The sequence below is a fragment of the Anaerosacchariphilus hominis genome, from assembly GCF_014290175.1.
Classification (GTDB): Bacteria; Bacillota; Clostridia; order Lachnospirales; family Lachnospiraceae; genus Laedolimicola; species Laedolimicola hominis.
Genome location: NZ_JACOOR010000004.1, coordinates 1 through 15572 on the forward strand (window position 1 = coordinate 1; position 15572 = coordinate 15572).

At 49.6% G+C, this 15572-nt stretch carries 13 protein-coding genes and 1 pseudogene; all 14 read left to right on the forward strand.

Features of this window, described 5'->3' with window-relative positions; all coding sequences use genetic code 11:
- Positions 1-117 precede the first annotated feature (117 nt).
- Positions 118-201 (forward strand): annotated as a pseudogene (locus H8S44_RS07115) (Maff2 family mobile element protein); the annotation flags it as partial.
- A gap of 16 nt (positions 202-217) precedes the next feature.
- Entirely contained in the window at positions 218-1087 is an 870-nt protein-coding gene (locus H8S44_RS07120) for a VirB6/TrbL-like conjugal transfer protein, CD1112 family (protein WP_002610323.1), read from the forward strand.
- A 21-nt stretch (positions 1088-1108) separates the two neighbouring features.
- Positions 1109-1513, forward strand: coding sequence for a PrgI family protein (locus tag H8S44_RS07125; protein WP_118530734.1), 405 nt, complete (start codon positions 1109-1111; stop codon positions 1511-1513).
- On the forward strand, positions 1461-3896 hold the full coding sequence (locus tag H8S44_RS07130) for a VirB4-like conjugal transfer ATPase, CD1110 family (protein ID WP_118530736.1): 2436 nt from the start codon (positions 1461-1463) through the stop codon (positions 3894-3896). Before H8S44_RS07125 ends, H8S44_RS07130 begins: the two co-directional genes overlap by 53 nt.
- Positions 3897-3906: 10 nt before the next feature.
- A complete protein-coding gene (locus H8S44_RS07135; protein WP_408609367.1) occupies positions 3907-5982 on the forward strand; it encodes a C40 family peptidase in 2076 nt (691 codons plus the stop codon).
- Between the two features lie 31 nt (positions 5983-6013).
- On the forward strand, positions 6014-6283 hold the full coding sequence (locus H8S44_RS07140; RefSeq protein ID WP_118530738.1) for a DUF4315 family protein: 270 nt from the start codon (positions 6014-6016) through the stop codon (positions 6281-6283).
- On the forward strand, positions 6273-7001 hold the full coding sequence (locus H8S44_RS07145) for a DUF4366 domain-containing protein (protein ID WP_182426773.1): 729 nt from the start codon (positions 6273-6275) through the stop codon (positions 6999-7001). Before H8S44_RS07140 ends, H8S44_RS07145 begins: the two co-directional genes overlap by 11 nt.
- A complete protein-coding gene (locus tag H8S44_RS07150; protein ID WP_011861109.1) occupies positions 6998-7186 on the forward strand; it encodes a transposase in 189 nt (62 codons plus the stop codon). The genes H8S44_RS07145 and H8S44_RS07150 overlap by 4 nt, the downstream gene beginning before the upstream one ends.
- Positions 7187-7253: 67 nt before the next feature.
- A complete protein-coding gene (locus H8S44_RS07155; protein WP_055222878.1) occupies positions 7254-7922 on the forward strand; it encodes a hypothetical protein in 669 nt (222 codons plus the stop codon).
- A gap of 66 nt (positions 7923-7988) precedes the next feature.
- Positions 7989-10079 carry a DNA topoisomerase 3 gene (locus tag H8S44_RS07160; protein WP_118530742.1) on the forward strand — a complete coding sequence of 697 codons (2091 nt, stop codon included), beginning with the start codon at positions 7989-7991 and terminating at the stop codon, positions 10077-10079.
- 130 nt (positions 10080-10209) lie between these two features.
- Positions 10210-14037: an antirestriction protein ArdA gene (locus H8S44_RS07165; protein ID WP_118530744.1), complete on the forward strand. Its 3828-nt coding sequence runs from the start codon at positions 10210-10212 to the stop codon at positions 14035-14037.
- A 3-nt stretch (positions 14038-14040) separates the two neighbouring features.
- Positions 14041-14985 carry a hypothetical protein gene (locus H8S44_RS07170; RefSeq protein WP_118523592.1) on the forward strand — a complete coding sequence of 315 codons (945 nt, stop codon included), beginning with the start codon at positions 14041-14043 and terminating at the stop codon, positions 14983-14985.
- Positions 14982-15194 (forward strand): transposon-transfer assisting family protein, encoded by a 213-nt coding sequence (locus tag H8S44_RS07175; protein ID WP_005933795.1) that lies wholly within the window; start codon positions 14982-14984, stop codon positions 15192-15194. Before H8S44_RS07170 ends, H8S44_RS07175 begins: the two co-directional genes overlap by 4 nt.
- The gene (locus H8S44_RS07180) at positions 15191-15556 is read left to right on the forward strand and encodes a cysteine-rich VLP domain-containing protein (RefSeq protein WP_118408363.1); all 366 of its coding nucleotides are present in this window, start codon (positions 15191-15193) and stop codon (positions 15554-15556) included. The genes H8S44_RS07175 and H8S44_RS07180 overlap by 4 nt, the downstream gene beginning before the upstream one ends.
- The last annotated feature ends 16 nt before the right edge of the window (positions 15557-15572 follow it).

The window sequence follows — 15572 nt, forward strand, 5'->3', positions numbered from 1 at the left end:
CCAGAGGTGGAACAGGTCACTGCCTGACCTGTCCCGCCGGGACGGTTCTCTTAAAAACACCATATAGATTTTTTGTACGCCGCCGCCCGCCATCGAGCAGAGTTTTACACCTAATTGGGGATAAAACAGCTCATGGCAGGCGGCGGTGTTGCCCTTATCGGCACTATCCTTGTACCTCTGCTTTCCGGCTTGTTCGGTTAAGCGCGGGTAGCTGCCTATGCAGAGCATACTTGACGCGATTAACGAATGGATAAAGGAAATCCTTATCGGAGCGATAAACGGTAATCTGTCAACTATGTTCGGGGACGTAAACGAAAAAGTCGGGACTATCGCAAACGAGGTAGGACAGACCCCGCAAGGGTGGAACGCCAACATTTTCAGCATGATACAGACCCTTTCTGAAAATGTAATCGTCCCGATTGCGGGGCTTGTCATTACCTATGTCCTATGCTACGAGCTAATCAGCATGGTAACGGAAAAGAACAATATGCACGACATAGAAACATTCATGTTCTTTAAGTGGATATTCAAAGCCTTTGTCGCGGTGTTTATCGTAACCAACACGTTCAACATCACAATGGCGGTCTTTGATATGGCGCAGCATATCGTTTCCGGCGCAGCAGGGGTTATCGGCGGCGATACGAATATCGACGTTGCCGAAGCCCTTGCCGCCATGCAGGAGGGGCTTGAAGATATGGAAATCCCCGAACTGCTCTTACTTGTGCTTGAAACAAGCCTTGTGAGCCTTTGCATGAAAATCATGTCCGTACTGATAACCGTTATCCTATACGGCAGAATGATAGAGATTTACCTTTACTGTTCGGTATCGCCTATTCCATTTGCGACCATGACCAACAGAGAATGGGGACAGATTGGAAACAACTACCTAAAAGGGCTGTTCGCTCTTGGTTTTCAAGGCTTCCTCATTATGATATGTGTCGGTATTTACGCCGTACTGGTAAACGATATGATAATCGCAGACAATCTGCACAGCGCGGTATTTTCCCTTGCCGCCTATACGGTTATCCTCTGTTTTTCCCTGTTCAAATCCGGCACACTGGCAAAATCCATATTCAACGCCCACTAAGGGCAGAAAGGAGGTTTTTTCTTGGCGTATGTACCTGTACCCAAAGACCTATCCAAAGTCAAAACAAAAGTCGCTTTCAATCTGACAAAGCGGCAAATCGTTTGTTTTGCGGCGGCTCTCTTAATCGGACTGCCGCTGTTTTTTTTGCTCAAAGGCAGCGCAGGGACAAATCTTGCGGCTATGGCGATGATTGTCGTCATGCTCCCCTGCTTCCTGCTTGCCATGTATGAAAAGCATGGACAGCCCCTTGAAGTGGTGGTTAAGAACATCATTCAGACAAAGTTTACCCGCCCAAAGGAGCGACCTTACAGAACCGAAAACCTATACGCTGTCTTGGAAAAGCAGCAAAACTTAGAAAAGGAGGTATCAGCGATTGTCAAAAGGACAAACAAAAAAGACGCGGGAAGCCGCAGGAAACAGGCGTAAGCTGACCCGCGCCGAAAAGAAACAGATTGCCGAAGCTATCCGAAAGGCTAAAGGCGACGGCAAAGCCCGCACCGCACAGCAGACCATGCCCTACCTTGCCATGTACCCGGACGGTATCTGCAAGGTTACGGAAAAGAGATATTCAAAGTGCGTCGTGTTCGAGGACATCAATTATCAGCTTGCACAGGCTGACGATAAGACCGCCATTTTTGAAAACTGGTGCGATTTCCTCAACTACTTTGACGCGAGCGTGAGCGTGCAGCTTTCTTTCATCAATCAAGGAACGCAGCGGGAACAGGCAGAAAAAGCAATCTCTATCCCCGCACAGGAGGACGCTTTTAACTCTATCCGCACCGAGTATTCGGATATGCTGAAAAATCAGCTTAGTAAAGGCAACAACGGGCTTGTGAAGCACAAATACATTACCTTTACTGTTGAAGCCGATAACAAGGCGGCTGCAAAGTCAAGGCTTTCCCGTATCGAAACCGACGTGCTTAACAATTTCAAGGTGCTTGGCGTAACCGCCCGCCCCTTATCCGGCTATGAACGCTTAAAGGTGCTGCATGGGGTATTCCACCCGGAGGGCGAGCCGTTCTCCTTTTCCTTTGACTGGCTTACCCCGTCGGGGCTGTCTACAAAGGATTTTATCGCCCCGTCCTCTTTCCGTTTTGGCGAGGGCAGATATTTCCGCATGGGGCGTAAAATCGGCGCGGCGAGCTTCCTTGAAATCCTTGCGCCGGAACTCAACGACCGTATGCTTGCTGACATACTGGACTTGGAAACAGGTGTAATCGTCAACTTACATATCCGCAGTATCGACCAGTCGGAAGCAATCAAGACCATTAAGCGCAAAATCACAGACCTTGACAAGATGAAGATTGAGGAACAGAAAAAAGCGGTTAGAAGCGGCTATGACATGGATATAATCCCGTCCGACCTTGCCACCTTTGGCAGCGAAGCAAAGAACTTGTTGCAGGACTTACAGAGCCGCAACGAGCGAATGTTTCTCCTTACATTCCTTGTGGTAAACATGGCAGACACGAAGCGGAAACTGGAAAATGACATTTTCGCTGCGGCGGGTATCGCACAGAAATACAACTGCCGCCTGACACGCCTTGACTATCAGCAGGAAGCGGGGCTTTTATCCAGTGTGCCGATTGGGAAAAACCTTATCCCGATACAGCGGGGGCTTACCACATCAAGCACCGCTATTTTCATTCCCTTTATCACGCAGGAGCTTTTTCAGACGGGGCAAGCCCTGTACTATGGCTTGAACGCCCTTTCTAACAATATGATACTCTGCGACAGAAAGCAGCTCAAAAACCCAAACGGGCTTATCTTGGGAACGCCGGGAAGCGGTAAGAGTTTCGCCGCCAAAAGGGAAATGACAAATGCTTTCCTCATTACTGACGACGACATTATCATCTGCGACCCGGAAGCCGAGTATTTTTCCCTTGTGCAGCGTCTGAACGGGCAAGTGATACGGCTTTCCCCTACGGGCAGGGGCATTGACGGCAAGCCCCAGTATGTAAACCCTATGGATATAAACCTTAACTATTCCGAGGACGACAACCCGTTAGCCTTGAAATCTGATTTTATCCTTTCCCTCTGCGAGCTTGTCATTGGCGGCAAGGAGGGTTTGCAGCCTGTCGATAAGACCGTCATTGACAGGGCTGTAAGAAATGTGTACCGTCCGTTCCTTGCAGACCCAGACCCGGCAAAAATGCCTATCTTGGGCGACCTTTACGACGAGCTGTTAAGACAGCCGGAGCCGGAAGCTGCCCGTATCGCGGCGGCATTGGAGCTGTATGTTTCCGGCAGCCTTAACGTATTCAACCACAGAACCAACGTGGAACTTTCTAACCGCCTTGTCTGCTTTGATATAAAGCAGCTTGGGAAGCAGCTTAAAAAGTTAGGTATGCTCATTGTGCAAGACCAGACATGGAACAGGGTAACGATAAACCGCGCAGAAAAGAAATCCACCCGCTACTATATGGACGAGTTTCACTTGCTCTTAAAAGAGGAACAGACCGCCGCTTACAGCGTGGAGATTTGGAAGCGTTTCCGTAAATGGGGCGGTATCCCCACAGCCATTACGCAGAACGTCAAAGACCTTTTGGCAAGCCGCGAGGTGGAAAATATCTTTGAAAACAGTGATTTTGTCCTCATGCTCAATCAAGCGCAGGGCGACCGTACTATCCTTGCAAAGCAGCTTAATATTTCCCCGCAGCAGATGAAGTATGTTACCCACACCGAAGCGGGCGAGGGGCTTATCTTCTATGGAAATGTGGTGCTGCCTTTTGTAGACCGCTTCCCGAAAGATACCGAGCTTTACCGGGTAATGACAACGAAGCCGGAGGAAGTTTCCGAAAGCGGAAAGTGAGGTGCAGACCATGAAGCAATATAAATCCCGCGATAAAATCACACAGAAAATGACCCGCGACGGGCTTATCGAGGTAAACGAAACCAAACAGACCGCCGAGCGTATCAGTAAACGGGAACAGGACGCAGATTTTCAAAAGTCCCCGGAGCAGCAAACCACACAGGACGGGACGCAGTTTCAAGGTGTACCGTCCCAAACTGCCCCGTTACCCCACGCGCCGGGGGCTGCCCCCGCAAGGGACACCGCCACAGCAGAGCGCGTTATGGAGCATATCGAAGCAGCGCAGACCCGCAAAGCCAGTAAAAAAGCGGTACGCAAGGCACAGGAGGAAGCCACCGCACAAACAACATCTTCCCGCTTGCAGTTTACCGAGGAAGAACTTGCCGCTCCGGAACTGGAACGCTATATTGAGAAATCAAACAAAGCCGCTGACCGACTGGACGCGGCAAAGGCAGCTATCCCAAAGCAAAAGAAACTGGTTAAGGAACGCACCTTTGAGGAAGTCACAGGAAAAGCAAAGACCCGCTTACGCTTTGAAGAACAGGAAAAACCGATACCCGGCGGCAAAAAGGGAAACCCGCTGTCCCGCCCCGCACAGGAAGCGGGGATTTTCGTCCATAACAAGATACATTCGGTTGAAAAGGACAATTCCGGCGTTGAGGGGGCGCATAAATCAGAGGAACTTGCCGAGCGCGGCGCGAAATACGGAGCGCGGAAGTTAAAACAGGGCTACCGCAGCCATAAGCTGAAACCCTACCGGGAAGCAGCAAATGCAGAAAAGGCAGCATTTAAGGCAAACGTCAACTTCCAGTATCACAAGACCCTGCGCGACAATCCGCAGCTTACCTCTAACCCTCTTTCCCGTTTCATGCAGAAACAGCAGATAAAACGCCAGTATGCAAAGGCGGCAAAGAAAGGAGGGGCAAAAGCCGCAGCAGAAGCCACAAGAAAGACGGCAAAGAAAACCGCCGAGGAAACGAGGAAAGCCGCCGCATTTGCGGCAAGACACCCGGCGGGCATTTTGATTGCAGTTGCCGCGCTGCTTCTCTTTATTATGATTTCCGCAGGGCTGTCCTCTTGTGGGGCTATGTTTTCGGGCTTGACAAACGGGGTGCTTGGCACGTCCTACACGTCCGAGGACAGCGACCTTGTGGCAACGGAACAGAACTACGCCGCTATGGAAAATGCCCTGCAAAGTGAGATTGACAATATCGAAAACACCCACCCCGGCTATGATGAATACCGCTATGACCTTGACAGTATCGGACATAACCCCCACGAACTTGCGTCTTACTTGACCGCCCTCTTGCAGAGCTACACCCCGCAGAGCGCACAGGCAGAGCTTGAACGTATCTTTTCCATGCAGTACACCTTGACGCTGACCGAGGAAGTGGAAATACGCTACCGCACCGAAACAAGTACCGACCCGGAAACCGGGGAAACCACCACCGAGGAAGTCCCTTATGAGTATTACATCTTGAATGTGAAACTGACATATAAGCCGATTTCCGAGCTTGCGGAGGAACTTCTTACGCCACAGCAGCTTGAAATGTTCCATGTGTACTTGGAAACAAGCGGCAACAAACCGCTGATTTTTGGCGGCGGTTCTCCCGACGGAAGCCCGTCCGAGGATTTAAGCGGCGTGGAGTTTGTAAACGGTACGCGCCCCGGAAATCAAGAGCTTATGGAACTTGCAAAGCAGCAAGTCGGAAATGTGGGCGGCTACCCTTACTGGTCTTGGTACGGCTTTAACAGCCGCGTGGAATGGTGCGCCTGTTTTGTATCATGGTGCTACAATCAAGCCGGAAAAAGCGAACCCCGATTTGCGGGCTGCGAATGGCAGGGTGTCCCTTGGTTTCAGTCAAGGGGACAATGGGGCGCACGCGGCTATGAGAATATCGCACCGGGCGACGCAATCTTTTTCGATTGGGATTTAGACGGCGTTGCCGACCATGTGGGGCTTGTGCTTGGCAGGGACGGCAGCCGCGTCTATACCGTTGAGGGCAATTCCGGCGACGCCTGCAAGATAAAGAGCTATGACCTTAACTATCAATGTATCAAAGGCTACGGGCTGATGAACTGGTAAAGCAGTCCAAAAAAGAAAGGAGAAATGACCTATGGCAAACAATAAAATCGACCGTATCAATAAGGAAATCGCAAAGACCCGCGAGAAAATCACAGAGTATCAGAACAAGTTAAAAGGACTGGAAGTGCAGAAAACCGAAGCGGAAAACCTTGAAATCGTACAGCTTGTACGAGCTATGCGACTGACCCCGCAGAAACTTAACGCTATGCTGTCCGGCGGCGGTATTCCCGGCATGAACGCCGCACACGTTACCGAAGCAGCAGACTACGAAGAACAGGAGGAAAATGCAGATGAAGAATAAACTGAAAAAGACCATGACTGCCCTTTGTGCCGCCCTTATCCTTATGGGCGGTTTTTCTGTCCCTGCCTATGCACAGGGCGCAGCCACAGAGCCGCCCGCAGAGGACGCAACTAATGACAGCGGCGTGATTGTGGAGGAAAAAGAGGAAACGCCGCCCCTTACCCCAAAGGGAAACGCAACACTGGTTGACGATTACGGCGGCAATAAGCAGCTTATCACTGTTACCACCAAAAGCGGCAACTATTTCTATATCCTCATTGATCGCGCCGCCGAGGGCGAACAGACCGTACATTTCCTAAATCAAGTGGACGAAGCCGACCTTATGGCACTGACCGAAAACGGCGAAGCTGCCAAAAAGCCGGAAATCTGTAACTGTACGGAAAAATGCGAAGCCGGAAAGGTAAACACGTCCTGCCCGGTATGTGTTACCAGTATGACAGGCTGCACAGGTAAAGAACCTACCCCAACACCAACTGAGCAGCCGGAAGAACCGAAAGAAAAAGGCGGCAATCCCGGTGTGGTGCTTGCCTTAGTCCTCTTTGCCCTGCTTGGTGGCGGCGCAGCGTTCTGCTACTTTAAGTTTATGAAGCCGAAGCAGAATGTAAAGGGCGATACCGACCTTGAAGATTTTGAATTTGAGGATTACGACGAGGACGAGCCGGAAGCAGATACCGGGGAAACTCCCGAAGATGAAGAAACGGGGGAAGAAACCCTATGACCCTGTTTACCGACAATCCCTTTGAAAAGATGATGATACAGAAACCGAACGGGCGGCGTGATAATGCGCCGCCCGTTCCTTATCCCCCGGCTTGCGCTTCCTGCCCTTATAAGGGACAGTCCCCTTGTGTGGGGTACTGTCTGAAACAGGTACAGAAGAAAAAAGAAACCGAGCCGGAACGCTGAAAAGAAATGTGGAGAAACTTCTTTTTGTGTGGTAAAATAATTATCATATAGCAAAGGAGCTGATGAATTGGGAAATAAATTAACAGACGCTTTAATAGCAACTGGAAAAGGGGCTGTATCATTATTCCCCGGAGGTGGTTTTTTAGCCGAGTATATAAGTTTGGCACAAGGGTATGTGGCTGATAAACGAATGAATGAGTGGAAGCAAAGAGTTGAGGAAATATTAGAAAAAATTCCACGCTCAATAGATGAATTGGCACAAGATGAGGCGTTCTATTCTTGTGTTCAAGTTGCAACTATGGGAGCAATGAGAGCATATCAGAAAGAAAAGCAAGAGCTTTTTGCTAATGCACTTTATTCTTCTGCAAACAATATAGATATACCAACGGATAAAAAACTTTTTTACTTGTCATTACTTGGAAGTTATACATTAAGTCATATAATGTTGCTAAAATATTTCGCACAAGATAATTACAATGAAAAGGTTATTAAGCGAAGTGGAACAACAATTCGGACGATTGGTGGAACAGAACACCCGATAAAAGGAATTATTGAGAAACTTCCTTGCTTTGCAGATGATATAATGTTTGTAAAACATATTGCAGGACAGCTTTGTTCAGACAGTTTAATAAGCATTGTAGATTTTGATACACCTGTTTCAACAGAACTTGCAAGAGCAAAAAGAACCACAAAATACGGAGATGAATTTTTAAAATTTATTCAAGACTATCAATAGATAGCTTATTTGTAGAGTAGCCAGAAATGGCTGCTCTTTTCTTTTACCCGAAAGGAGGATTTATCATTGATTTTAGTTATCGCAGAAAAGCCCAGTGTGGCACAGACAATCGCTGCCGTACTTGGGGCAAAGGAAAAGAAAGACGGATTTCTCACAGGAAGCGGCTATCTTGTTTCTTGGTGCGTGGGACATTTGGTAGGGCTTGCGGAAGCTGCCACCTACGGGGAACAATATAAAAAGTGGAGCTATGACAGCTTACCGATTTTGCCGCAGGAATGGAAATACACCGTTGCGGCTGACAAGGAAAAGCAATTCAAGACCTTAAAGGAGCTTATACACCGGGCAGATGTTTACGAAGTCGTCAATGCCTGCGACGCAGGGCGCGAGGGTGAACTCATTTTCCGTTTTGTTTATGAAATGGCGGGCTGCAAGAAACCTATGCGCCGCCTTTGGATTTCCTCTATGGAGGACAGCGCAATCAAAGAGGGCTTTTCCCGTCTGAAGAACGGCGAGGAATACGACGCGCTCTTTGCTTCCGCATTGTGCAGGGCAAAGGCTGACTGGCTTATCGGTATCAACGCCACCCGTCTTTTCTCTGTCCTTTACAACCACACCTTGAACGTGGGACGCGTACAGACCCCGACCTTAAAAATGCTTGTTGACCGGGACGCAGCGATTACCACTTTCAAGAAAGAAAAATACTACCATGTGCGCCTTGCCTTATCCGGAGCGGAAGCTGCAAGTGAAAAACTGTCTAACCGTTCCGAAGCTGACAGGCTGAAAGCTGCTTGCGAAGCGTCGTGGGCAGCCTGCACTTCCCTTGTGAAAGAGAAAAAGACCGCAGCCCCGCCGAAGCTCTTTGACCTTACTTCTTTACAGAGGGAAGCAAACCGCCTGTTCGGTTATACCGCAAAGCAGACCCTTGACCTTGCACAAGCCCTGTATGAAAAGCGTTTGCTTACTTATCCGAGAACCGACAGCGCATTTCTGACCGACGACATGGGCGACACAGCGGCGGGCATTATCAAGCTGCTTTGCGGAAAGTTTTCTTTTATGGCGGGAAAAGACTTCACGCCGGAGCTTGGAAAGGTGCTGAACAGTAAAAAGGTATCAGACCACCATGCCATTATTCCGACTATGGAGCTTGCAAAGACTGACCTTGCCGCGCTGCCGGAAAGCGAAAGGAATATCCTTACCCTTGCCGGGGCGCGTCTGCTCATGGCGACCGTTGCACCGCATACCTTTGAAGCGGTTACAGCAGTTTTTGAATGTGCCGGACAGTCTTTTATCGCAAGGGGAAAAACGGTGCTGTCCGACGGGTGGAAAGAGATTGACCGAAGATACAGGGCAGCCTTAAAGAACAAGCCCGAAACGGACGACGCAGACAGTGACACAGAAAAGACCCTGCCGCCATTTACCGAGGGACAGACCTTTGAAAATCCGACGGCAAAGGTAACGGAGCATGACACAACACCGCCAAAACCTCACAACGAAGCGTCGCTGCTCTCTGCTATGGAGCGCGCCGGAAGTGAGGACACCGACCCGGACGCAGAACGCAAAGGGCTTGGAACTCCCGCCACCCGCGCCGCCGTCATTGAAAAACTGGTAAAGGGCGGCTTTGTGGAGCGAAAAGGCAAGCAGCTACTTCCCACAAAGGACGGTATCAATCTTGTGTGTGTCCTGCCGGACACTTTGACAAGCCCGCAGCTTACCGCAGAATGGGAAAACAATCTGACGCAGATTGCAAAAGGCAAGGCAGACCCCGCCGCATTTATGGAGGGTATCGAGGATATGGCGCGGGAACTGGTAAAGACCTATCCGTTTCTTTCTGATGATAAAGCGCAGATGTTCAAGCCGGAACGGGAAGCGTTGGGAAACTGCCCCCGCTGCGGTTCTCCTGTCTATGAGGGAAAGAAAAGCTACTATTGCAGCAATAAAGAATGTATCTTTACCATGTGGAAAAATGACCGTTTCTTTGAAGAACGAAAAGTAACCTTTACCCCGAAGATTGCCGCTGCACTCTTAAAATCCGGCAAAGTAAATGTGAAAAAGCTCTATTCCCCAAAGACGGGCAAAACCTACGACGGAACTATCGTATTGGCTGATACGGGCGGGAAATATGTCAACTACCGCATTGAACTGCCGAAGAAAAAATAACTGAATAGCAAGCATAGGAAAAGAGTACCCTTTTCCGTAAAATCCCTGCTTTCTCTACCGAGAACGGCGGGGATTTTTGCTTGTTGGGAAGTTTCCCAAACCCTCTGAAACAGCAGAAAGGAGGTTACACATGGCAAGTTTACGGGACACCGTAAAGGACTATCAAGAAGAATTAAAAGACGGTATCGCTTGGGTGGCGTTTTGGAAAACGGGACGTTCTTGGAACGCTGAATATTTCCACCTTGAAATGGGCGACTACCTCTACCCGGAGGACAGAAGCCGCATGGAAGAAATTAAACAGGCTGACCCTGCCGCCGTTGTGGTAAACGGCTATTATTCCGGCTATCTTGGCGAGAATATGAACCTTGACGAGCTGACCGCCGGGGTGCGCCGCCACTACGAAAACGGATATAGCAATATCGGGGAATTTATCGAAGCCCACGACGACAGGCTGCCGCCGGAGCTTATCGAGGAAGCAAGAGCCGCCGCCCACGCTGCGGGGCTGCCGTTCTCTGAAAAAGCCTACCGGGACGGCGAAGAACCCGACCCTTATCTATTTGACGGGAGCATGAGCATAGAGGACTACGCGCTTATGCACCGCATGATTGAAAACGAAAGGAGTGAACGCATGGCAGAAACGATTTTAAGCGGGTATCTTTCTAATCTTGGAAAGTACACCGAGGGCAGACCTGCGGGCGAATGGGTATCATTCCCCACGACTGCCGAGCATTTGAAAGAAGTCTTTGACCGTATCGGGATAGACGGCAAAAACTACGGGGAGTTGCATATCACAGAATACCAGTCCTCTATTGTAGGACTGGCAGGAAAATTGACCGAGCTTGAAAGCCTTGACGAGCTGAACTATTTGAGCGAACTTTTGAAAATGCAGTTTGACGACGACCGAGAAAAATTTGTTGCAGCTATGGCATACGGCGACCATACAAGGGACTTACAGGACATTATCAACCTTGCACAAAACCTTGATTGTTACTGGCTTTATCCGTCCGTACAGAGTGAGGAAGATTACGGGCATTATCTGATTGAGGAACTGGACGAGTTGGAGCTGCCCGAAGAAGCAAAAAAATATTTCATGTATGAGGAATACGGGCGGGACGCTGCTATCAATGACGGGGGCAGATTTACCGAGCAGGGCTATATCTACAATAACCGCAACACCTTTACACAGTGGTACGACGGGCGCGACGTGCCGGAGGAATACCGGGTAACTCCGCAGCCGCCAGTACAGGAAAAGGAACAGGCAGACCTTGACGCTTCCGCAGCCATACCGACCGCCGTCACAGAGCAGCCCCCGGTTCTCCCGATTATCCTATCTTCTGAAAAGCCCGCCGATAAAATGAAAGAGATTACCGACCGACTGGAACAGGGAATTTTAGGACTGTATGAAAGCGACCGTTACGCCGATTATTTGCGTACCATGTCAAAATTCCATGATTACAGCCTTAACAATACAATCCTTATCGCCATGCAGGGCGGCAATCTTGTGAAAGGCTATAAACAATGGGAAAAGGAATTTGACCGCCATGTAAAGCCCGGAGAAAAAGCTATCAAGATACTTGCACCGTCCCCGTTTACCGTCAAGAAGCAGGTGGAAAAAATCGACCCGGACACCCAAAAGCCTGTTTTCGATAGGGACGGGAAACCTGTTACCGAAGAAAAAGAAATAAAGATACCCGCCTTTCGTGTAGTATCTGTCTTTGATATTTCACAGACCGAGGGAAAAGAACTTCCTGCCCTTACCTATGAGCTTACGGGCAACGTGGAACAATACAAGGATTTTTTCGCTGCCCTTGAAAAGACTTCCCCGTTTGCTATGGGATTTGAAGCACTAAGCGGCGGCGTAAAAGGACGCTGCAATTATGAGGAAAAGCGTATCTTCATCAACGAGGGCATGGACGAATTGCAGAATATCAAGACCGCAATCCATGAAATCGCCCACGCCACGCTGCATGATACCGCCCTTGCCATGCCGGAACGCCCCGACCGCCGCACCCGCGAGGTACAGGCGGAAAGCGTCGCCTATGCTGTCTGCCAACATTACGGGCTTGATACGTCGGACTATTCTTTTGGGTATATCGCCGGGTGGAGCAGCGGAAAAGAACTTGCAGAATTAAAAGGCTCTCTTGAAACAATCCGTAGCACAGCCGCAAAGCTGATTGATACCATAGACGGACATTTTGCAGAAATCCAAAAGGCACAGGATAAGGAACAGACCACCGAACAGGCGCATCCCGCACAGGAAGCTACCAAACAGTCCGAAGCAGAAGCAGCCGCGCAGGAGCTTCCCGAAGAAACAGCCCCGGTACAGGAAAAAGAAGCACAGCCGGAACAGGCTGCACCCGCCCCTTATTACACTATCAATGAAGTTGCCGCCAAACGTGCAAAGGATATGAACAGTTTTTCCGATTATAAGCAAGGCAGCGCGACGGCTGAATACAGGCATTATGTAGATGAAGCCGTACAGCTTGCAGAAAGGCAGAAACAGCGGGTAGACCCGATGTACCATGATAAAATCGACAGCCTGCTTGACACCTACGCCCGGAAACTGGCGGCGAACATGAACAAAGGCTATGAGATTGACGCGCGTGTTCCTTCTATCCTGATTGCGGGCGGCTCTAACTTCCCCACAAGGAAGAAAGAAAAGCAGAACGCAGCCCGCGACAGCAATTACCGGGAATGGCAGGACATACAGGGGCTTCTTGATAAAATCCGCAGTACCGGCATGGGAGGTATCAGCGCAGACGACCCACAGGCAGTACAGAAGTTAGAAAAGAAACTGGAAAGCCTTGAAAAATCACAGGAAACCATGAAAGCCGTAAACGCCTATTACCGTAAGCATAATACCCTTGACGGCTGCCCGCATTTACCGCCGGAGGAACTGGAAAAACTGAAAGCAGATATGGCGAGCAGTTGGCATTTGGAGGACAAGCCCTTTGCGACTTGGGCGTTATCCAATAACAGCGCAGAAATCCGGCGCGTGAAAGACCGTATCAAATCCCTTTCACAGCAAAAAGAAATCGGTTTTGTGGGTTGGGAATTTGACGGCGGCAAGGTGGAAGCAAACACCGAAGCGAACCGATTGCAAATCTTCTTTGAGGATAAGCCGGACGAAGCCACGCGGGAAGCCTTAAAAAGTAACGGCTTCCGTTGGTCGCCAAAAGCAGGGGCATGGCAGCGGCAGCTTACCAGTAACGCCTATTATGCGGCTGATTATGTGAAAGCCATTGCACCCCTTACCGGGGAAAAGCCGACCGAGATACAGCGGGCGCATATCCGGCAGCAAAAGGTAGCTGCACAGGAACAACCCGCACAGGAGCAGCCGGAACAGGAAGCCCCACAGGACAAAGACACCTTTTCCATTTTTCAGATAAAAGGTGGGGACGAAACAAGGGACTTGCGCTTTGAACCTTACGACCGTCTGACTGCCACAGGACACCGGGTAGACCCGAAAAACTATGCGCTTGTCTATTCCGCAGAGCTTACGCCGGGGACTTCCCTTGAAGATATTTACACCCGCTTTAATATCGACCACCCGAAAGATTTTAAGGGACATAGCCTTTCCGTTTCTGACGTGGTGGTGCTTCATCAGAACGGGCAGGACACCGCCCACTATGTAGACAACTTCGGTTATAAGGAAGTGCCGGAGTTTTTGCAACCGGAAAACTATCTGAAAGCTGCCGAGCAGACCACCGAGCAAAATTACAATATGATTGACGGGCAGATAAACAACACCCCGACCGCTGCGGAACTGGAGGAAAAGGCGAAAGCCGGGGAACAGATTTCCCTTGCAGAATACGCCGAAGCATTGAAAACCGATAAGGGACGCGGCAAGCCTGCCAAACAGGAAAAGCCCTCTATCCGGGCGCAGCTTAAAGCAGCGAAAGAACAGACGACGAAGAAACAGGCAAGACAGAAAACACAGGATTTGGAAAGGAGCTGACCTATGAAGTTACAAAAATTTGAAAATGTGGACGTTATCGCTTCCCTTGAAGCCATAATGAAACAGAACACCGCTTTTTATCAGAGCGATTTTGACATAGACAAACAGATTTTACAGAAAGCGGCGGTAAGCCCTGTCCCGGAGGACAAACGGCTTTTGTGGTTTTCCCGCCCGTCCGGGACGTGCTGCTTCCGGGAACGGGACGTTTTTCTAAAGGATACAAGGCAGCATAATACATGGCGGTTTTACGGGGAACAGACCCGCGATACTATCCTTGCCTATGCGGTGGAACTGACAGGCACAGAGCAGGGAAAAATCAAGGGCAATCTTTATGAACTGGATTATTTGCAGCATTTCCGGGAAGTAATCGAAAAATCAATCCCTGCCGACAACTACACGCTGATTTATGAGCATGGGGAGCTGACAAAGCCTGCCGGACAATATTTTGACGGGGACACTGACCCGCAACTTGGAAAGTTTATACGTTTTGAAGCACAGCCAAACGACCCGGAAGCCTTAAAAAGCCTTTTGAGGGAACAGCAGAAAAAACGAACACCGCATACGCAGAGGGATTTTCAGTTACATATCGCCGCCCTGCATGACAGACGGATTGAAGCAGAAGCCCGCCGGATTGTGGAAAATGTAAAAGGGCTTGGAGAACCGGATAGCCCCGAAAAAACCCATTGTGCGGTAGAGCTTTCTCCCTACTTTGTTCCACTGGCAACGGATAAGGATATGGAACGGCTGCTTTCCATGCTCCCTTACAAAAGCCTTTCCTTATCTACGTTGGAGGGCAGGCATGGAGTTTATGCGTTGATAGATAAAAGCGAGAGGAATAAAGAGATGAAACAGTCCCCTCCCTCTGTCCGGGCGCAGTTACAAACAAAAAAATCCCAAAAAGTCCCGAAAAAGACAGCAAAAACAAAGCATCACGAATTGGAGGTATGAGCATGATTAGACTGACCGTTGAAGAAATGAACCTGTTGAGTATTTACCATGAGGGAAGCAAAGCACAGCTTATGGAAAATATGACGGCTGCGCTGCCGTTCATGGACGAGGATATGCGCCCCTTTGCAGAACGCACCTTACAGAAAATTTCCCCACTAACAGAAAACGAGTATGCGGAGCTTGCCATTTTCGCCGCTGATGAAGTATGACCGGGAGTAAGCGGCTCACGCCGCCACAGAGCCGGAAAGTCAACAGCCTTGTAAAAAAGGAGTGCTGCAACTGCGAGCGCGGACACTGTATCTTACTGGACGACGGGGAGGAATGTGTATGCCCGCAGCTTATTTCCTATTCGCTTCTATGCAAGTGGTTTCAGATTGCCGTACTTCCTCTTGATAAGCTGCTGCATGCAGAGCTTTTCAAAACCGAGGACAAAAAGCGTTGTACCGAGTGCGGCACGTTCTTTGTATCAAAGTCTAACAGCGTCAAATACTGCCCGGACTGCCGGAAGCGTATTACCCGCAGACAGGCAGCGGAGCGCATGAGAAAACGGCGCGCCTTTGTTACGCAGTAGGGGCAAAAAAACCTTG